The 19,086-nt window shown below is 44.8% G+C and carries 21 protein-coding genes; 13 read left to right on the top strand and 8 right to left on the bottom strand.

The features are described from left to right. From ENI34_00105 to ENI34_00085, 5 genes are all read right to left on the bottom strand, one after another. The coding region (locus ENI34_00105; protein HEC77527.1) for a hypothetical protein at positions 1-203 on the bottom strand (203 nt) is incomplete at its 3' end. 94 nt (positions 204-297) lie between these two features. Further along, positions 298-2,742, bottom strand: a complete 2,445-nt coding sequence (gene mutS, locus ENI34_00100; protein HEC77526.1) for a DNA mismatch repair protein MutS — start codon at positions 2,740-2,742, stop codon at positions 298-300. A 57-nt stretch (positions 2,743-2,799) separates the two neighbouring features. Continuing rightward, positions 2,800-3,576, bottom strand: a complete 777-nt coding sequence (locus ENI34_00095; protein HEC77525.1) for a tetratricopeptide repeat protein — start codon at positions 3,574-3,576, stop codon at positions 2,800-2,802. After that, positions 3,531-4,661: a tetratricopeptide repeat protein gene (locus tag ENI34_00090; GenBank protein ID HEC77524.1), complete on the bottom strand. Its 1,131-nt coding sequence runs from the start codon at positions 4,659-4,661 to the stop codon at positions 3,531-3,533. Before ENI34_00090 ends, ENI34_00095 begins: the two co-directional genes overlap by 46 nt. Then, positions 4,658-4,954: a LapA family protein gene (locus tag ENI34_00085; GenBank protein ID HEC77523.1), complete on the bottom strand. Its 297-nt coding sequence runs from the start codon at positions 4,952-4,954 to the stop codon at positions 4,658-4,660. Before ENI34_00085 ends, ENI34_00090 begins: the two co-directional genes overlap by 4 nt. Positions 4,955-5,046: 92 nt before the next feature. Between ENI34_00085 and ENI34_00080 the strand changes: the two genes are divergently transcribed. The 3 genes from ENI34_00080 to ENI34_00070 are packed head-to-tail and all read left to right on the top strand — an operon-like array spanning position 5,047 to position 7,598. Continuing rightward, on the top strand, positions 5,047-5,985 hold the full coding sequence (locus ENI34_00080) for a D-alanine--D-alanine ligase (protein ID HEC77522.1): 939 nt from the start codon (positions 5,047-5,049) through the stop codon (positions 5,983-5,985). A 51-nt stretch (positions 5,986-6,036) separates the two neighbouring features. Then, on the top strand, positions 6,037-6,978 hold the full coding sequence (locus ENI34_00075; GenBank protein HEC77521.1) for a prohibitin family protein: 942 nt from the start codon (positions 6,037-6,039) through the stop codon (positions 6,976-6,978). 17 nt (positions 6,979-6,995) lie between these two features. Further along, the gene (locus ENI34_00070; GenBank protein ID HEC77520.1) at positions 6,996-7,598 is read left to right on the top strand and encodes an adenylate/guanylate cyclase domain-containing protein; all 603 of its coding nucleotides are present in this window, start codon (positions 6,996-6,998) and stop codon (positions 7,596-7,598) included. Here the strand turns inward: ENI34_00070 and ENI34_00065 are convergent. Next, a complete protein-coding gene (locus ENI34_00065; GenBank protein ID HEC77519.1) occupies positions 7,595-7,999 on the bottom strand; it encodes an NUDIX hydrolase in 405 nt (134 codons plus the stop codon). The two genes, ENI34_00070 and ENI34_00065, sit on opposite strands and share 4 nt — an antisense overlap. A 336-nt stretch (positions 8,000-8,335) precedes the next feature. On the opposite strand from ENI34_00065, the gene ENI34_00060 reads away from it, so the two are divergent. Further along, positions 8,336-10,084 (top strand): T9SS type A sorting domain-containing protein, encoded by a 1,749-nt coding sequence (locus ENI34_00060; protein HEC77518.1) that lies wholly within the window; start codon positions 8,336-8,338, stop codon positions 10,082-10,084. Between the two features lie 53 nt (positions 10,085-10,137). Further along, positions 10,138-10,371 (top strand): hypothetical protein, encoded by a 234-nt coding sequence (locus ENI34_00055; GenBank protein HEC77517.1) that lies wholly within the window; start codon positions 10,138-10,140, stop codon positions 10,369-10,371. A 51-nt stretch (positions 10,372-10,422) separates the two neighbouring features. Here ENI34_00055 and ENI34_00050 read toward each other — a convergent pair whose 3' ends face one another. Next, positions 10,423-11,667, bottom strand: coding sequence for an IS256 family transposase (locus ENI34_00050; protein ID HEC77516.1), 1,245 nt, complete (start codon positions 11,665-11,667; stop codon positions 10,423-10,425). A 96-nt stretch (positions 11,668-11,763) separates the two neighbouring features. On the opposite strand from ENI34_00050, the gene ENI34_00045 reads away from it, so the two are divergent. Genes ENI34_00045 through ENI34_00015 form a run of 7 tightly spaced genes read left to right on the top strand, consistent with a single transcriptional unit; the run spans position 11,764 to position 17,055 of the window. Further along, entirely contained in the window at positions 11,764-12,723 is a 960-nt protein-coding gene (locus ENI34_00045) for a hypothetical protein (GenBank protein ID HEC77515.1), read from the top strand. A gap of 2 nt (positions 12,724-12,725) precedes the next feature. Next, positions 12,726-13,382, top strand: coding sequence for a hypothetical protein (locus ENI34_00040; protein HEC77514.1), 657 nt, complete (start codon positions 12,726-12,728; stop codon positions 13,380-13,382). Then, positions 13,379-14,086: a hypothetical protein gene (locus ENI34_00035; GenBank protein HEC77513.1), complete on the top strand. Its 708-nt coding sequence runs from the start codon at positions 13,379-13,381 to the stop codon at positions 14,084-14,086. The genes ENI34_00040 and ENI34_00035 overlap by 4 nt, the downstream gene beginning before the upstream one ends. A gap of 22 nt (positions 14,087-14,108) precedes the next feature. Further along, a complete protein-coding gene (locus tag ENI34_00030; protein HEC77512.1) occupies positions 14,109-14,942 on the top strand; it encodes a cobalamin-binding protein in 834 nt (277 codons plus the stop codon). Continuing rightward, positions 14,935-15,840 (top strand): iron ABC transporter permease, encoded by a 906-nt coding sequence (locus ENI34_00025; protein ID HEC77511.1) that lies wholly within the window; start codon positions 14,935-14,937, stop codon positions 15,838-15,840. Before ENI34_00030 ends, ENI34_00025 begins: the two co-directional genes overlap by 8 nt. Next, positions 15,837-16,667 (top strand): heme ABC transporter ATP-binding protein, encoded by an 831-nt coding sequence (locus ENI34_00020; protein ID HEC77510.1) that lies wholly within the window; start codon positions 15,837-15,839, stop codon positions 16,665-16,667. The genes ENI34_00025 and ENI34_00020 overlap by 4 nt, the downstream gene beginning before the upstream one ends. Continuing rightward, entirely contained in the window at positions 16,636-17,055 is a 420-nt protein-coding gene (locus ENI34_00015) for a YjbQ family protein (GenBank protein HEC77509.1), read from the top strand. Before ENI34_00020 ends, ENI34_00015 begins: the two co-directional genes overlap by 32 nt. A 1-nt stretch (position 17,056) precedes the next feature. Here ENI34_00015 and ENI34_00010 read toward each other — a convergent pair whose 3' ends face one another. Beyond that, positions 17,057-17,836 carry a thermonuclease family protein gene (locus ENI34_00010; protein HEC77508.1) on the bottom strand — a complete coding sequence of 260 codons (780 nt, stop codon included), beginning with the start codon at positions 17,834-17,836 and terminating at the stop codon, positions 17,057-17,059. A 108-nt stretch (positions 17,837-17,944) separates the two neighbouring features. Between ENI34_00010 and ENI34_00005 the strand changes: the two genes are divergently transcribed. After that, positions 17,945-19,086 (top strand): hypothetical protein (locus tag ENI34_00005; protein HEC77507.1); only part of this gene is annotated, 1,142 nt, incomplete at its 3' end.

Genomic DNA, 19,086 nt, shown 5'->3' with positions numbered 1-19,086 from the left:
CGATGTTTGAAGACAATCGGCAGTGCAATCTCACGCGCCAATTCGGAAAGAACCGCCCGCTTGACATTTAGCAGGGCTTGGGTTATAATAATCAGTGTTTTACGGGAATGGCCATGAAGTTTATCGGCAAGTAACATATTTACAAACTTCTTCAGTTGGTTAAACTGATATGGTGGGGAAGGGTAAATCCTTAATTTGTTCATAAAATACCTCCTTTCCCCACTATATACCTCAAATCCCTCAAAAAATCAAGAGAAAAAGTGGAGAGGAGTCAGGAAAGAACTACGTAGAAGCATCCTATTTGTCGACAAAGAGATCCTGCTGAGTCAGCTTCGTCTTCTTCAAACGCCGCACACTCAGGACCTCTCCTTCTTCAAAATCCCTTAATACCTTTTTCGCCCGTTGAATAACCGACTCCGGCAGACCCGCGAGCCTCGCCACCTGGATACCGTAAGACTGGTCACTCGGTCCGGGGCTCAGTTTACGCAGGAAAATTATCTCATCACCCCATTCCTTCACAATGAAATTATAGTTCTTAACCCCTTTTAAAAAATCTTCGATTCTGGTAAGCTCGTGAAAATGTGTGGCAAAAAGAGTACGCGGTTTCTTATTACCGTGTAGATGCTCGACCACTGCCCATGCCAGTGCAAGACCGTCGTAAGTCGATGTTCCTCTGCCCACTTCATCAAGAATCACCAGACTCCTCTCGGAAATATTATTCAAAATATTGGCGGTTTCCATCATCTCAGCCAGAAATGTACTCACTCCCCTTGAGATATCATCACTCGCTCCGATGCGGGTAAAAATCTTGTCGACAATTCCAATCTTCGCCTCTTTAGCCGGAACAAAACTGCCGACCTGAGCCATTATCGTAATCAACGCAACCTGACGCAGATAGGTCGATTTACCAGCCATATTAGGCCCGGTTATTATCAAAATTTGATTGGCATCCGTGTCAAGAAGAACATCATTCGGAATATACGAACCTTTTTCAAGAATCTTCTCCACCACAGGGTGACGACCCTCTTTGATTATTATCCGGGTGCTGTTGTTGACTTCAGGACGGGTGTAATTATTTATCACGGCGTTCTGGGCAAAGCTCTGAATCACATCAAGCAACGCCAGCGCTCTTGTGGTATCCAGAATCCTGTGGGCGCTCTTTGAAAGTTCTTCCCTCAGCCGGATATAAAATTCATATTCCAATGTCTTACTCTTCTCTTCAGCACCGAGTATCTTCTGCTCGAATTCTTTAAGTTCCGGGGTGTAAAAACGTTCGGTATTGGTGAGTGTCTGTTTTCTTATATAATGTTCGGGTACAAGATGAAGATTCGCTTTTGTAACTTCAATATAATATCCGAAGACCGAATTATAGCCGACCTTTAAAGAAGAAATGCCAGTTTTTTTTCTCTCACTGTGTTCAAGATTCAACAACCAGCTCTTTCCTCCTTTTGCGATCCGACGTAATTCATCGAGTTCTTCTGAATAACCTGCCTTAATAATCCCTCCTTCATCAACGGCGGCGGCCGGTTCATCCATTATCGTATTGTCGATCGCCTCGACCAGATCACTGAAATCTTCTATCTGTTGATGAATATCAGAAAGAATTTCACTTTCACATATTTCGATAAGTTCTTTTATCTTTGGATACACTTTCAGCGAATTTTTAAGCGCCACCATCTCACGCGGCAGTATTCGCTTGCAGGCAAGCCGTGCGGTGATTCGTTCGACGTCGCGGAGCGTCTTCAGGACCTCGCGCAACTCCTGTCTGAGAAACTCTTTACTCTTCAATTCTTCAACTCCGTTCAATCGCTTCTCAATAAGTTCGGTGTCGACAAGCGGCTCGAGCAGTTCGCGGCGCAGACGCCTTTTGCCGAAAGGAGTCAGACAGTTGTCCATAATCCAGAGCAGGGTTCTTGACCCTCCTCCCTGAATATTCTCAAAGAGCTCCATATTTTTACGGGTGGCGGTGTCGAGATAAAGGGTGTTTTTGGTTTCAAAGAGACTGATCTTATTGATGTGCGTAAGTGATGATTTCTGGTTTTCTGCAAGGTAATACAGCAGGGCTCCGGCGGCTCCGATCGCCAGATTCATTCCCTCGATACCGAAGCCGTCCAGCGCCACGACCCGGAAGTGGTCGAGTAGATTTTTGTACGCGATATCCTGAATAAAATGATAACCGTCGATATGGGTCAAAGGAAGGTCGATCTCGATATCTATGGATTCAGGAACGATCACCTCTTTTGTTTCCTTGCGCAGCAGCACCTCTTTTAATTGTCCAACCGCAACCTCACCGCATAAAAATTCACCGCTCGTAATATCACAAAAGGCGACCCCGACATTCTCCTCATCAGGAAGGCAGGCGGCGAGAAAAAGCGATTTTTTCTCATCAAGAAGCGACGTCCTGAGAATCGTCCCCGGTGTAATAACCTCGACGACGTCGCGCGCCACGAGTTTCTTACCTTTGCCCGCAGGTTCCAGTTGCTCACAGATTGCAATCTTCATCCCCAATTTCACAAGTTTTGCGATGTAATTTTCAGCGGCTTTGATCGGAACCCCTGCCAGCGGAACCTTTATCCCCTTCTGGATCGTCTTGGAGGTAAGGGTGATACCGAGGCAGGAACTTGCTATCTTGGCGTCATCATAATAAAATTCATAAAAATCACCGACACGGAATAACAGGAGAGCATCCTTATATTTCCCTTTTATTTTCTGGTACTGTTCAAGAAGAGGAGTCAACTGCATCAATATCTATGGAGGTCGATTGAAATGGTTTCTGTGGAACTCCCCGCTCTCTGTAGGTCAATATCCCTTGACGACATTCCCTTTTATACCCATCGCTTCGAGCTTACGGGAAAACGCCCTTGCCTGGTCTATCGTCGGAAACCTTCCCACCCATACACGATAATAGGTATGTCCCTTGACCAGAGCCTCCACGATCTGCACCTCGAAACCCTTGTCCTTCATCTGCCGGGAATGTTTTTCTGCATTCGCCTTATTACGGTAGGAAGCCACCTGAACAGTATAATACTCCTCCTGAACGGGCTTTTCACTCTTTTCCGTCGGAATAATGGCTGCCGCCCGTTCACTCCACACCGAGGTCGGGTAAGTGGCACGGAGGTCCTTGAGTATGGCGAGCCCTTCTTTTTCTTTATCCGTGCTTACATAAGAAACCCCCAGCCAGAACAGAACTTCGTCTTTTAAATTGGTGTCCGGGAATTTACGCAGCAGTTCATTCAATGTGATAATGGCGTTTTTGTAATTTTTACGTGCAATATTGGTCTTGGCGATCTCCAGATAGGAAATGTCGGCATATCGTGATTGTGGATACTCAGCGGTCACTTTACTGTAGTAATATAATGCGGAATCAGGATCAATAGCCAGGCGTCCGAGGTAATAATACGCCTCGGCGATACGCGGATTCTTTTCATCGGTGATGATTTCCTCAAAGATCTTATGGGCACGTTCAAATTGGGCTGCGTTAAACAACCTTATCGCTTCATCGATGTCCTGCGCCGCAAGACACAGAGGAATTACAAATAAGGCAAAAAAGATTCGATGGCGTGACATTTTTTGCATATAAATGAAAACCTCTCTACCTGATTACCGCAATTCTTACAGCGGTAGTTTTTATGGCGGACGGTGTTCTCGATCTCAGCTATATTTTCCTTCAATTTTTCATCGTCCACCGAAAGTTTTAACAAACGGAGTTTCGGTACAATGCTCTTGGGATAGACCTCTTTTAACCTGGCATACACGGATTTCGCTGTCTCCATATCATTCTTCTTCTCATATATCTCGGCAAGGGCGAGTCCCACCGGGAAGTTCTTGGGCGACTGCTGGAAGATCTGTTCGTATATGGGGATAATTTCATCAAAGAGGTCAAGTTCAAAATACACCCTTTCAAACTGGGGGATAATCAAAAAAGCATAATCGGGATGTTTGGTAAGCAACCGATGATAATATTCCCTGGCTTTCTTCAAATCATGCTTCCGCTCAAAATAGTCACCCAAATAATAAAGGGCGCTCAATGACTCCGGGAAAATTTTGAGTGCCTTTTTCAACAAACCGACCGCCTCTTTTTCGGCATCAGGATTTTCTCCGCTGATATCTTTTAATTTATTGTGGGCGAAAGACGCACAATAGAATGCATGACGTTTATCAGACTTTTTCTTGAACCCGCTTTCCTGATAAAGAGCAAGACAGTCGCCGAAACTCTCCATATCTTCGTAAATCTTTAATATCAACTCGCGGGCGTTTTTGTCCTTTTTATCGATCTTCAATATTTCATTCAGGAATGATATCGCCTTATTGTGCCGATTGGTCTCAAGCAGATCTTTGACCAGTGCGTAATATATCCGCTTTTCTTCACGTTTCTTCAAGGTAGGCCGCACGGTCAATGACTGATGGATCTGAATCGCCGTGGAGACATCACCCTTTTTTCGATATAGATCACCCAATCTTATATATGCATCAATCAAGTCACTGTCGATCCGCACCGCCTCTTTAAACTTTTTCATCGCCAGTTCATCATCTTCCTCCAGCAACGCCACCATCGCCTCGATGTAAGGCATATAACCTGTTGTCTTCTCACGCCTTCTGTAAAGATAAAGAAACAATACAAGTGCGATAAGTGCTACGACCAGAATAATCAAGACTATCATTTCTCTTCCTCGAACGGTAAATTTCTTAAGGCGCTGAGTTCCTTACGTAGATTTTTGTTTTCCTTACGCAATCGGTGAAGGTTGGTTCTCAAGGCGATTTCATCGGCGAGTGCGAAGATGAGAACAAAGACCATCCCTGCAATGAATGAATAGAAACAGACCATGGCGACTGATATATCTGAAACCTTCTGGCCAAAGATATCAATGCTGACCTTCTCCTGAGAATTGAGCACCATGAAACCAATCATGAAGCCAATCACAATAATGACAAATATCAATCCTATAAATCGCATTAAACCTCCTCAATAATCATATACATAATCCAATATTTGTCAATGATGAAGTTTCTCCCTTGACTCTTTTGATTTTGTGATTATCATATTCTATGAACAGAGAAAGAAATTTCTTTTTAAAGAAAAAAATAGGTGTATTATACGGCGGCTGGTCATCAGAGCGGGAAATCTCCATTGGTTCTGGCAAGACTGTAATAAAGGCGTTAAAAAGGCAGGGGTTTGACGTCAGAGGTATCGATGTCGACAGAAATTTTGTAAAAAAGCTGAAAGGAATAGACGTCGCCTTTATCGCCCTCCACGGTAAACCGGGTGAAGATGGAACCATCCAGGGCGCCCTTGAACTGCTCCAGATTCCTTATACCGGTTCCGGAGTTCTCGGATCAGCAATAGGTATGGATAAGGTCGTGTCGAAATATCTCTTCACGGTCAATGAAATTCCCACACCTGATTTTTATTTTGAAAAGAATATCGACATCAACGAACTCATCATCAAGCTGGACTTTCCAATGGTGATGAAACCGCGTGCCGACGGTTCCAGTGTCGGGGTTACAATCATAGAGACGAAAACAGAATTGCTGAAGGCGATAAAGAAAGCCGCGCGAAAATTCAAGGAACTGCTCTTTGAAAAATATATCGCCGGGATGAATGCAACCTGCGGTGTAATCAATGACGTTCCTTTACCGGTCCTTGAAATTGCACCGAAAAAACGGAAATTTTATGATTATAAATCCAAATACACCGAAGGGATGACCGAATACATCGTCCCCGCACGTATCCCGCCGGAACAGTATAAACAACTCCAGGAGTATGCACTTGCCGCACATCGGGCGATCTGTGCCTCTGGTTTTTCAAGGGTGGACTTTGTCCTGGATGAAAATTATAATCCTTATGTACTGGAGGTCAACACCATCCCGGGCCTTTTGCCCGGCTCAAACTTACCCCTTGAAGCAAGGGCGATCGGTATAACCTACGATGAATTGGTCTTTGAAATATTAAAAACTTCTTTACCCAGATTTAAAAAGAAACGCTGACATTAATTGACATTCGGATAAAATAAACTATAATAAAAAAAAGGAGGTTGTATGTTTATTCTTGGAATATTGATTATAATTGCACTCTTTGTTTTCCGGGCTTCTTACAAGGTGCAGCCCGAGGACCGACGTATTGAAGATAAACTTAAGGTGCGGCGTTTTGCCACGGTCGGCGGTATCGTAGTCGGTGGTTTTCTGATTCTCGCTTCCCTGCTTCGCATCGTCCCGCCCGGGTCAATAGCCGTCCAGGTCCTCTTTGGAAAAGTGCTTACAAATGCCACCCTCTCAGAAGGGCTGAATATCGTAAATCCCTTTGTTGACCTTGAAATAATGACAATCAGAACCCAGGCGTATACGATGTCGATCGCCACTGAAGAAGGAGAACGTTACGGTGACGACGCGATTACATCATTGACCAAAGACGGGCTCGAAGTCGCGATGGATCTGACGGTGTGGTTCCATCTCAAAAAAGAGGCTGCGGCGACGGTCTTCCAGAAGATCGGTCGGGATTATATCCAGAAGATCGTTCGACCTGCGGCACGTACTGCAATAAGAAACACCACGGTGAAATATAATGCAGTTGAAATATACTCAGAAAAGAGAGAAGAAGTCCAGAATGAAATCACCAATGAGTTGAGGAAAGACTTCACGGAACGCGGAATCACACTTGAAAAGGTTCTTTTAAGAAACATCAAGTTGCCTGCAAAGGTCAAGAATGCGATTGAAGCGAAACTCGAGGCTGAGCAGGAAGCGCAGAAGATGGAATTCATACTGCAGAAAGAGACCAAAGAAGCGGAAAGAAAAAAGATTGAAGCGGCCGGTATCGCCGAGGCGCAAAGAATCATCGCCCAATCATTAATCGGTGAACGGGGTCGGGCTTATCTTTCCTGGAAATATCTGGAAAATCTTCAGAATCTTTATCAGTCGCCCAATAATACGATCGTCATCTCGCCATACGACAAGAATTTTATTCCGCTTCTCCAGATAAAATAAGGCCGTAACATAAATCCATAGGACCGACTTACTTGTCCCGGGGGTTTGCAGCAAAAAGAATACGAGCGGCAGTTCTATACGGCCGGATAAGAAACTACAGCAAAATCGTCAATATCCTGTCGCTCGAAGAGATCCATTCTTTCCTCAACGACTCTTACGGAGTTATCGTCGATGCAGTGCTGAAACATAAAGGGGCTGTCGATAAATTCACGGGCGACGGAGTGACCGCGGTCTTCGGTAAATCGACCGTCGGAGAAAGAGATTCAGCACAGGCGGTAAAAGCCGCTCTCTCTATCCAGGAAGAACTGGAACAGGTCAATATCAAATGGCGCGGGTCTCTGAATTTTCTTGTGGAGGTGGATATCGGAATAAGCACCGGCGAATTGCTTCTCGGCAATGTGGGGCATATAAAACACTTTGAATACACCGTAATCGGTGAAAAGATCACCCTTGCAGAGCAACTTGCTTCTCTGTGCAAAACATTCAATGTCGAAATCATTCTTGATGAAACCACCTGTGATGAAGTCAAAGAGGAAATCAAACTATATGAACTGGGCAAAAAGCTCATCCTCGGTTTTCCAGAGCCGGTGAAACTGTACACTCCGAAACCCAGACTCTAAAGAATTTCGGGATCGGTTAATCTTACTCCTATTTCTCTGAAAAAGTGAAGGTCGGCATCGAACATCTTATCGATCTTCTGCATCTCCTCCCAGGTGAACCATGAATACTCCTTCACTTCACTCGGATTAGGCACAATACCTTCTGCTGTCGATTCGACATACCACCAGTGAAGGAGGTATCTTTTATCATCAGTAAGGCATTCCCATACCTTCTTTATCGGATGAACCACGATGTTCATCTCTTCCTTTGCTTCACGAACCACTGCTTCTTCCTGGGTCTCTCCCTGTTCAACGGCACCTGTAATCGGACACCAGTAATCTTCCGCTTCATTCTTTTTCGCTCTCTTGATCAAAAGAAAACGGCCGCCCTTCTTAACAACCACTGCAACGGCATCCTTCATATTGAATTATAGACAAAAGAGCCTTAAGGTCAAGGCTCCGGGGTCCTGACTCCTCTCCATTTTTTATCATCCCTCTGCCCGCTCTTTTGTCATTCTGAAGGAGTCTGCCCGAAGCAGACGACTGAAGAATCTCAATCACTGATGACTGATAAAGATTCTTCGTTTCACTCAGAATGACAGAGAAAGAAGGCAACCTCAGACGTTGTCCTGAGTGTAACGAAGCAATGACGGAGAAGAAGGGTCTTTAAATAAAAACGAAAAAAAAGAGAGGAGTCAGTCTGGAGTTCTCTTGACATCAATGAAAATATTAATTAATATATACTGAAAGGAGGATTAATGTATTTTATAAAATGGGAAGTAGTCATTATAATATTTGTGATTCATATGGGCATTGCGGTCACACCACCCAAGGTCAATCTTAAACCGTGCGCCAAGATTATAGGTGATGAACCCATCACCCACTCCTCTGTAATCCCCTATCTCGGCGGTCGTAGTCCTGGTGATCAGATCGGAACAACCGCCTATGATTATCAGGCGAGCGGCAGTTTCGGTCAGAGGATAATGGTCGATGATTACGGCCAGGCGCACATCAACTGGATGTGGCAGGATTATCCGGGCCAGACAATGAGATATTGCGCCTGGAACGCCCGCTTCACTAACGGTTCGTATTACGGTGAGACCCAGGCGTCAAATTCCTGGAGTGGTTATGTGCAGCTGGATATTACCCGCGACGCCAACCCGGATAACCAGAGAACCGTGATTGCATACCATTATGACGCCGGTTCAGGTTTTTTCAGCTGGATTGACATCGACGGTGGAAATCTCTGGGGCACCTGGCCCAATAATCCGACGACTCCAGGGGTTGCTGATTATATCTGGCCCTATGTGTGTGCGGCGAACAACGGCAACATCATAATGGCGACCGGTGACTATAATGCAGAGACCCATCATCTCTTTTTGACCACGGACGAAGGTGCGTCCTGGACCGCGATTATTGACATTGATTCCTGTATCTGTTTATCTCAATTTTTACGTGCTTCGCACAATTCCGACAAGGTCGTGTTCGTGAATACCTCATTCATCACCGATTCATTCGTCAGTGGTCAGCTCGACAATGATGTGTATTATATGCTTTCGACCAACGGTGGTGCGACCTGGGGTTCACGGATCAATGTCACCAATTACCAGCCTTCAGACACGGTACGCGCATTTACTGATGTAAATGCAATCTTTGATGCGAATGACCATCTTCATATTGTCTGGGCAGGACGGATGATAATCAACGGCAATTATTATCAGGCTTCGAATATCTTTCACTGGGATGAGCTTTCGAATACGATTGTCAAAGTAAACAGTCCAAGTAACTATTATACAGGAGAATGGTGGATTACTTCTGGAACGGCTGATCCTGGTGCCTGGCGTATGCCGGCAGACCGACCTCAGCTTATTTATGATCCGACAAATCCTAATGATTTGTACTGTTTGTGGTTGGGTAATGATGATTATTCAGACACCTCGGCAAACGGCTATTTTAACGGTGAAATTTATGGTGCATATTCTTCAGATGGCGGTTTAACCTGGACTGATTATGTTAATTTAACCAATACGCGCACGCCCGGTGGTGCAAGTGGTGCCTGTGATGATGAGGACTATATGACTGCGTATCCCCGGGTTGTGAATGATTCGATCTTTGTCACCTATATAGAGGACAAGGACGCCGGTTCACTCCCGCATGGTGAGGGTGTCTTGACCGAGAATCCGGTGCGTTGCTGGGTGTTCCCGACATCGATGATCGGTGTTGAGGAGCAGAATACCGAATTACCGGGTGCGACGACGATTGCGATTACGCCGAATCCAGTGGGTCGTGTTGGTGTATTGAGTTATGCGCTTGCCCGTGCAGGAAAGATCAATCTGCGGTTGTATGATGCTTCGGGCAGATTGGTGAAGAGTCTTGCGCAGGGTTATCAGGGTGCTGGTTCATATACTGTGCGGCTTAGCACGGCGGGATTGGCGAACGGGACGTATTTTGTGGTTCTGGATACGCCTTTTCGGCGTGTATCCGAATCCCTGATCATCGTGCATTAAACAGACTATCCAGGACCCTATTGACATTAAACATTTTTATTTTATAATACCTCATGCTCAAACGTGCCTATTTAGCTCAAGACGAATTCACCGCCCTCACTCTGCAGGAGATGTTGAAGGGGAAAAATATCCAGGCGATGGTCCGGCGGTTTGAAACGACCTGGCTGGACGGTCTTCCCAAGATGATGCACAGCGGTTGGGGTGAAATCCTCGTCGCTGAAGAAGACCTGAAAGAGGCGCAGGAATACATTAAAGAATTTTTACAGGAAAACGATAAAACAGAATAACTCTTTCTCCGCTGCCTGACCGCCGGTAGCGTAAATATTTGTGTGTAAATTCTATTTAAAGACCACATAACGGCGATCCTTCCATTTCTGATTATATTTACTGATTAGACTATACACAATTCGAGTGCAACTGTCAACATCAGCAAATTGAGTCATCGGACGAGTCCGTTTGCGTAATTCTCGAAACAGACGCTCAATGGCATTTGTCGTTCTTAGTTTTGACCATAATTTTTTATCTTGTTTGTAGAAGGCCAGAAGCTCCTCAATATCTTTTTCTAAACAATGAACCGCCTTTGGTACCTTATCACGCCATTTCTGGCACCATGTCTTAAAGCACTTCACTGCCTCACGATAACTCGATGCTGAATAAATACCCCTGGCTCCTCTCAAACACTCGGCTTGATAACGCCGGGGCAATTTATTCGCCACATTCCGTAATTTATGCACCCAACACCGCTGACGGTCGATATCCGGATAAATCATATCCAACGCCGCCAGTAAACCAGGTGCACCATCAGTGATAATCAACTTTAATGAACCCCCTTTTAAACCATGCTGATATAAACTCCTCAAAAATACCGTCCAATCCCGCTCACTCTCACTCTTGGCAACCCGAAAATCAATCACCTCACGCTTACCATCCAACCTTATCCCATACGCCACTAACACCAACTTCTTAACCACACGACCACAACTCCTCACCTTCTGCGTTATCCCATCCAAAAATAAATATACATAATCATCATTCAACAAACGCCGACGAAAAACCGCAACCTGCTTATCCAATGCCTTGCTAACTGAAGAAACCGTACTCGCACTCACGGTCTTCTCCAACAATACCTTCATCACCCAACCCACATCACGAGTACTCACCCCAGCAATAAATATCTCTCGTAACCATTTATCAACCTCCTGCCAGCGCCGCTTATAACGAACAAACACCCCTGGCCGATACCCACCTTTCTTACGCGTCCGCGGCACCATCAAATTCCTCACTAAACCAAAAGCAGTCAATAAATTACGATACCGATAACCATTACGATAATCAACCCGCTTCTTCTTATGCTGATAACGCTTCGCCTTTAAATACCCCATCACCTCAGCCTTCATCGCATCCTCTAATAACTCCTTCAAACCATTAACCACATACTTCCTAATTACTTCCTCAACATTATCCTCATAAAGAACCTTGACATTAGCAAAAATTTCATTAAGCTTAGTCTTAGAATAATTTAATGGATTATTCATGGTGTATCCTCCTTTCTTTTTAAATCCATTTATGGAAGGATACACCATTTTTTGTTTTTTTCAAGGAAAATTTACACACAATTTTGGACACTACCCTGACCGCCCTTTTACTTGACAATACTTTCTTTGTAGTTATAATATTCTATGAAATATCGCTATCTGTGTCTATTTATTTCTGTATTATTGTTGTTGAGCTGTGCAAAAAAATATAAACCACCGGTGAAAAAGATTGAAGCGATCTATCTTTCGTCGCTTTATCAAGATATCCACCGGGAAAAACCCGTGCTAACCGGACTGAAAAAACTACCGGGGATAAAGATCGGTAGTCTGAAAACCGATCCTCTGTTTCTCGCCGTCGTTCTCGGAAAACTGGGGTTTTATGAACTGCTCAATGAAACCGGCATTGATTTTGTCATCGGAGTTCCGGAATTATTCTGGGGAGAAAATATAAACTACTTTTTTATTCCCACGTCAATGGGGTATGCAATAAAAAATTTTGAAGGTATCCGTTTTGCAATATTATGCCGTGATAAAAACTCCCTGACCATTGAAGATAATGTCACGCTCTCTCTTGTTAAAGAAAGGAGTGACATCCTCTGGGTCATCGATAAAGATTTTTTAAACGCCCCGCCGCAGAAAGTCAATTTCTTCATCAAAGACCGTGGGCTCTCAGACACAACCGTCAGTTCATTCAAGTTCACCGTGGATACCGTTCTTCTGAATAAAATCAAGACCTTCAGGGACAGATTGAATAAGGCGTTGAACAAAAAATTCTTTCCGAAGAAAAAACCACTCAAAGAATTCCTCTTTTCCAGACTTAATGAGAACGAAGGGATAAACATCGTTTTATATCCCCGGGAACTCTTTTTGAAAGATGTGGAAAAAGACACCGTCACCTTACTGGAAATCTTGAATTCGGTAAAATGTGAATTAAAATTCCGGAAAAGGCTCAATCTTACAAAGAAAATGATTGAAGAGATCCAACAAAAAAGCAACCTCTCTGTCTGGGGCGAACCGGTTAAATCTAATAACGTGCTCGTCCCGGATAAAGATGGGTCTTTCTTCTTCGATTTTCTGGGTTTGATTGAGTTTAAAACCGAGTAAAAATGAAATTGAAATGGCGTAGATTACTCTGGCTTGTTTTCATTTATCTTTATTCAAGTATATTCTTCTATAATTTCTTAAGCCCCTTCAAGAACTGGCTTTTAGTCTACATCTACACAATGATATTGATTGTCTGGCTGGGGGTCGAATATTACGAAAAACGACTTTTTTTTCAGTCCGGTTATCTGCCCGCGCGATTATACCCCCTGCCCATACGGACACTCTTCGCCCTTTTCTTCTACTCATCATTCATCATCGGCAACGCCACAATGGTATGGTGGCAGAGAAATCAAATAGGATTGTATCCCGTCTTACAGATAATCGGTATACTTCTTCTCATATTTTCCATTGTTTTACGCTGGGGTACCTTCAATAAAAAGACAATCACCTCAAGGAATATATCGGTCTTTTATCTGAGCTTAATGCTTCTTATTATTTCTTTGAGTTTTGGTTATGGTTCGCAATTTTTGATACTCTACACGATCTTCATCGGTATGCCCCTGATATTATGGCAGAGAAGACTCGAACTGACGGCTTATGCAAAGTTTGAAGATTTCGTTCATAATGAACTGAATATAAACAGGATAAAATCGAAAAATTATGCGAAATTGTGGAATGAATATCTTGAAGGTAAAACAAAGAGGAGAGCAGAAGAATGAATATCTTTTTAAGTGCATTAACATTATTTTTCTTTAATACGGAAATCCCGGCAAAAATTTCGTATATGGTTGGAACCGTCCACATCGAACGCGGCGGCAAACTTTATTCAGCGGTATTGAACACACCTCTGTATGTGGACGATATCATCACCACAAAGGATGAATCCGAGTGTGAAGTCCAGTTCAGCAACTATTCCCTGATTCATCTCGAGCCGAACTCCAGTATAAAGATAGAAAGAAAAGAAGAGACAGAAAAAGGTATCTTTCACCGCATCTTTGCTTCACTCGGGGAAATCGTCGCCAAGGTGACGAAATTGAACAAAGGTGATGAATACGAAGTACGGACCGAAGCCGCGCAGGCATTTATCAGAGGTACTACATTTAAAACAAGGATCGAAGAAGACGGTTCAAGTTCCTTCAGTGTATTCGAAGGTAAGGTTGCGGTCAAAAGCGTACTCGAAGGCGCTAAAGAGGTATTGCTGGATGAACATTTCAAATCAAAAATAAAAAAAGGTGAACCGGCGCCGTTCATCGACAAACTTTCAGAGCTTGAAATCGTCACCTTTGCAGAAGAATTCAAGGAGTTCATAAAGCGCGGTAAGATTCTTGATGAATTGCGTAAGAAATTCGAAGAAGAGAAAGAGAAGAAGAAGAAAGAACTGCTCGAAGAAGGAAAGAAAAAAATAAAAGGACTCTTTAAATAATTCAAGAGCCTTCTTCTTGAAAATGTCAAAAGAACCGCAGTCGTCTTCAAAAATCTGGATGAAATTTCTGCCGCTGATGCTCTCTGTTCTCACGATGGTTCTTACCTGCAGAAAGGACATCCTATCCCCTGAATTCAGAATTGTATCGCTTTCGCCGGCGATGACCGAAATTCTATTTGCTATCGGTGCGGAGAAGAATCTTGTCGGAGTGACGACTTTCTGTGACTACCCGGCGGAAGCGAAGGAACTTTATAAAGTCGGTGATTTTTCCAATCCGTCAATGGAAAGAATCATCGGATTGAAACCCGACCTGGTTGTGGTCAATATACCGGAGCAGAAAAGAATCAAGAATCAGCTCGACCAGCTGCGGATAAAGACCTTTGTTTCCTCTCCCCGGACAATTGAAGATATCTATCGGGAAATAACCGCCATCGCCGCCTTGGTAAAAAAAGAGAAAAAAGCGGATTCCCTCATCGCGTATATGAAGAAGAATCTAAAGCCGATAAAGATAAAAGAAAGAAAAAGGGTATATGTTGAACTGTCATCCCGCCCACTTGTCACGATCGGAGCAAGCACGTTTCTCAACGAGTTGATTGAAATGGCGGGCGGTTACAACATTTTTCAGGACCTGACCAGGGACTATCCTGTTGTAACCCAGGAACAGGTCATAAAGAGGAACCCTGAAATCATAATCGTTCTCCATCCCGACGGAATTGGCGAGCGCCTCGGCTGGGCGGAAATCCCGGCGGTAAAGAATCAGCGAATTTACAGCGGGCTTGAACAGGATTGTCTTATGCGGCCTGGTCCGCGCCTGGTTCAAGGACTGAAAGAACTGAAAAGGATTATTCTTGAATAAAATTCTGCCCGTAATCATCATCTTTGTTCTGGCGGTCATCATCAGTCTCGTTGTAGGACCTGCCCGGCTTACAAATGAAATCATCCAATTGAGGGTATCAAGGGTAATCCTCGCTGTTTTCGCCGGCGGGATTATGGCGTTCTGCGGCGCTGTGCTCCAGGGTCTTTTTGGTAATCCTCTGGTTGAACCTTACACACTCGGGTCAGCATCCGGGGCGGCTCTCGGAGGATCAATCGGTATTCTGCTGTTCGGAACGATAAATCCGTTATTCGCCTTTCTCGGCGCCCTGGGAACCGGCTTCAGCGTCTTTCTTATCGCCCGTATCAAAGGAGGAATTTTACGTGACCGATTAATACTCGCCGGTGTGGTTATGAGCTTCTTCTGCTCTTCTCTGGTAATGATCATTATGGTCCTGGGTGGACGGGAATTATACGAAATTCTCTATCTGCTTATGGGATATCTGGGGATTATCATAAATTCTTCAAATAGAATATATATCACATTATTGATCTTGATTTCGCTTGTTCTGACGGCACTGCTCTACCGCTATCACCGTGAGCTTGACATAATTTCACAGGGAATAGAAACCGCCGCCGGTCTGGGCGTTGATATCCAGAAGATTTCCATTATGGTTTTCATCTTTGTATCACTCCTTATCGGCTTGACTGTCTCGCTCGTCGGCGCCATAGGATTCGTCGGACTGGTCGTCCCCCATATCGCAAAATTATTATTCGGGCCGAAACATATCCATAACCTTCCTGCTTCCTTTGTTCTGGGTGCAATCTTCCTTTTGCTTGCCGACACCCTCGCCCGGAGCATTTCGATATATGAATTGCCGGTCGGCGTCGTCACCTCACTCATCGGGGTGCCGTTCTTTATCTATCTATATCAAAGATGAACCGCTATAAAAACAGGATACTGGAGATCAAAGATGTAAGTTTCGCCTACCACGATACAAACGTACTCAAGAACATATCCCTTTCAATAGACGAAGGAGAATTTCTCGGAATCATCGGTCCCAACGGCGCAGGAAAATCAACGCTTCTCAGGATATGCTGCGGCATACTCAAACCACGACAAGGAACCATAAACCTCTTCGGGCACTCCCTGAATAAACTGGACGATAAAAGTCGTGCCAAATATATCGCCTTTGTACCCCAGGAGACCCATTTCACTTTAAACTTCACGGTCGAAGAGATCGTTACCATGGGAAGGTATCCCTATCTTCAACCGTTCCAGCGCCTGAGCAATGAAGACCACCAGACAATCGAGCGGGCTTTTTCTTATGCAGATATCCTTGATTTCAGAACACGGCCGATTAATTCCCTGTCTTCAGGTGAAAAACAACGCGTCGTTCTTGCACGGGCGCTGGCTCAGGAGCCCCGTATTCTCGTCCTTGATGAACCGACCAGTCACCTCGATCTCCAGCATCAATATCGGATAATGGAACTGCTGCGAAAGCTCAATCAAACCGGTCTCACCGTGATCATCGTACACCATGACCTGAATTTAGCGAGCCTCTTTTGCCGACAGTTGACGATTATGCATCAAGGACAGATATATGCCCGTGGTTCAACCCGGGAACTTATTAACGAACATACCCTTAAGGAGATATATCAGATCGAGGTACGTATAATAAAAACACCGGATAACAAACTGCCCCAGATCCTGTTTAAACCACAAGGAGGTGCAAATGAAGATAATAACAAAAAAACTGAAGGTTGAAACCGAGGGCACCGGTACTCTGATTGACCTGACCGAACGGCTCGCGGAATGCCTCAGGGAATCAGGTCTGTCCCGGGGCAACCTCACTGTCTTCCACATCGGTTCCACTGCAGCGATAACCACATTTGAATTTGAACCGGGGTTGATAAAAGACATCCAGGAATTATTCGACAGGTTGATACCGCGCACCAAACATTATCACCATGACGAAACCTGGGGTGACGCCAACGGATACAGCCATTTACGAGCGGCTCTTCAGGGACCGTCTCTGACAATACCTTTTGAAGATAAAAAACTCTTGTTGGGAACCTGGCAACAGGTGGTGCTCGCTGAGTTCGATAACCGACCGCGGCAGCGCAAAATCGTCGTTCAGCTCATCGGCGAATAGATTATTCAATAACCTTAATCTGTTCCGGGCTCTTCAGTATAATCTCGGGTTTGTCCCGGTATTTTTTAATCAATCCCCTCACCCTCACTCTTTTATTCAAATAATAATCCTCGGGATGTCGGGGAAACTTATCAAAATCCCCTGCAAAAATCACTGCGGTGAAGTATCTTTTCCAGTCTGCATGGAAATTAAGAAAGCAAACCTTGCCCGTGTTGTTCGTCAATACGATCTTCCCTTCCACGGTCTTTATCTGACCGTAATATTTTGCGGCGTCAAGCCATGAAATGACATCTTCCACCTCTTCTTCTTTATGCTTTTCTTCTGGAATCCCGCCGAGGGTGTCGGGTAACTGAAAAACCGGAAAAGCCCATAATCCTCGATTTACCTGAACCGCTCTTTTTTCAAGAAATTCAAACTCCTTCTTATATGCAGTATCCGGAGGATAGAATCTGACTTCGGCAAGCCCCATGCGTACAAGCTCGGCGTTGACAGGGATCTCTTCGACAAAGACGTATCTCAGCAACCTGCCAAAATCATCTCTGTCAGTAACATCCTTTTCCAAACGCACCTCTTTGTCCTGAACCATAAGTTTAAGAAAATTTTTTGCGATATCCGCACCCGGCTCACCCATTTCCGGCGTGTTGATACCGAGAAGGCGTACGGTCTCACCTTTTTCAGTCCGGAAAGTATCGCCGTCAATAACTTCGCTGACCCTTTCACTTCGATTACAGAAAAGGAGCGAAAGAATCAATATGAACAGGATTCGCATTCTGTAAGACATATTGAATTATAATGCAGAATTCAAAAATTGTCAATCAAATGATTTGACCCCATGGTTCTCTTGACATCGCCAAAGATATGAGTTAATATAGAAAAGAAAGGAGGAGTAATGCTTATCAAGCGTGGACTGGTTATAATAACACTTCTTATCACAGCGGGTGTTGCAGTTACACCCCGCAAGGCCAGCCTTGAGCCTTGCGCCAGGATTGTGGGTGATGAACCCATCACTCATACATCGGTAACGCCGTATCTCGGCGGTCGTGGTCCTGGTGATCAGATCGGAACAACCGCCTACGAGTATCAGGCGAACGGCAGTTTCGGTCAGAGGATAATGGTCGATGATTACGGCCAGGCGCACATCAACTGGATGTGGCAGGATTATCCGGGCCAGACAATGAGATATTGCGCCTGGAACGCCCGCTTCACTGACGGTTCGTATTACGGCGAAACCCAGGCATGTCCGTCTTATACCGGTTATGTGCAGCTGGACGTCACCCGTGACGCCAACCCGGATAACCAGAGAACCGTAATTGTGTACCATGAATTCGGTGCGCCGAATTATTTAAGCTGGCTTGATATCGATGGAGGAAACGTCTGGGGCACCTGGCCCAATAATCCGACGACAATAAACCAAAATTATTATGTCTGGCCCTATGTCTGTGCAGCGAGCAACGGCAACATCGTAATGGCGACTGGTGACTATAATGCGGATGCCCTTCATTTATTCGTCACAACTGATGAAGGTGCGTCCTGGACCGCGATTACCGACATTGATTCCTGTGCCTGTTTATCTCAGTTTTTGCGTGCCTCGCATAATTCTGACAAAGTCGTGTTCGTGTACACCTCATTCATCACTGATTCAATCGCCGGTGGTCAGCTCGACAATGACGTCTATTATATGCTTTCGACCGACGGTGGTGCAACCTGGGGTTCACGGATCAATATCACCAATTATCAGCCTTCAGACACGGTGCGTGCCTATTGTAATGTGAATGCGATCTTTGATGACAGCGACAATCTGCACATTGTCTGGGCGGGCAGAAAGGTAGATGCTGGTGGTTATTATGAGGCGTCCAAGATTTTCCACTGGGATGAGGTATCAGGGAATATCACGGTGGTGAACAGTCCGAGTACGTATTACAGTGAGCCGGGTGGTTGGTGGATTGCGACGGCGACGAGTCCGAGTCCTGGTGCCTGGCGTATGCCGGCAGACCAGCCGCAGCTTGTTTGTGATGCGAATGACGGTACTCT

The sequence above is a fragment of the candidate division WOR-3 bacterium genome, from assembly GCA_011052815.1.
GTDB lineage: Bacteria > Hydrothermota > Tepidihabitantia > SM23-42 > SM23-42 > DRIG01.
The sequence above is the reverse complement of the archived record's forward strand: the minus strand, read 5'-3'. Positions and strand labels throughout refer to the sequence as shown.

Bases quoted from the DNA above. Each gene is read 5' to 3' on its own strand.
- ENI34_00030 (HEC77512.1), top strand. From the start codon at position 14,109: ATGTCAAAAGAACCGCAGTCGTCTTCAAAAATCTGGATGAAATTTCTG.
- ENI34_00080 (HEC77522.1), top strand. From the start codon at position 5,047: ATGAACAGAGAAAGAAATTTCTTTTTAAAGAAAAAAATAGGTGTATTA.
- ENI34_00095 (HEC77525.1), bottom strand. From the start codon at position 3,576: ATGCAAAAAATGTCACGCCATCGAATCTTTTTTGCCTTATTTGTAATT.
- ENI34_00090 (HEC77524.1), bottom strand. From the start codon at position 4,661: ATGATAGTCTTGATTATTCTGGTCGTAGCACTTATCGCACTTGTATTG.
- ENI34_00085 (HEC77523.1), bottom strand. From the start codon at position 4,954: ATGCGATTTATAGGATTGATATTTGTCATTATTGTGATTGGCTTCATG.
- mutS (HEC77526.1), bottom strand. From the start codon at position 2,742: ATGCAGTTGACTCCTCTTCTTGAACAGTACCAGAAAATAAAAGGGAAA.
- ENI34_00020 (HEC77510.1), top strand. From the start codon at position 15,837: ATGAACCGCTATAAAAACAGGATACTGGAGATCAAAGATGTAAGTTTC.
- ENI34_00065 (HEC77519.1), bottom strand. From the start codon at position 7,999: ATGAAGGATGCCGTTGCAGTGGTTGTTAAGAAGGGCGGCCGTTTTCTT.
- ENI34_00050 (HEC77516.1), bottom strand. From the start codon at position 11,667: ATGGTGTATCCTTCCATAAATGGATTTAAAAAGAAAGGAGGATACACC.
- ENI34_00075 (HEC77521.1), top strand. From the start codon at position 6,037: ATGTTTATTCTTGGAATATTGATTATAATTGCACTCTTTGTTTTCCGG.
- ENI34_00015 (HEC77509.1), top strand. From the start codon at position 16,636: ATGAAGATAATAACAAAAAAACTGAAGGTTGAAACCGAGGGCACCGGT.
- ENI34_00055 (HEC77517.1), top strand. From the start codon at position 10,138: ATGCTCAAACGTGCCTATTTAGCTCAAGACGAATTCACCGCCCTCACT.
- ENI34_00040 (HEC77514.1), top strand. From the start codon at position 12,726: ATGAAATTGAAATGGCGTAGATTACTCTGGCTTGTTTTCATTTATCTT.
- ENI34_00045 (HEC77515.1), top strand. From the start codon at position 11,764: ATGAAATATCGCTATCTGTGTCTATTTATTTCTGTATTATTGTTGTTG.
- ENI34_00060 (HEC77518.1), top strand. From the start codon at position 8,336: ATGTATTTTATAAAATGGGAAGTAGTCATTATAATATTTGTGATTCAT.
- ENI34_00010 (HEC77508.1), bottom strand. From the start codon at position 17,836: ATGTCTTACAGAATGCGAATCCTGTTCATATTGATTCTTTCGCTCCTT.
- ENI34_00035 (HEC77513.1), top strand. From the start codon at position 13,379: ATGAATATCTTTTTAAGTGCATTAACATTATTTTTCTTTAATACGGAA.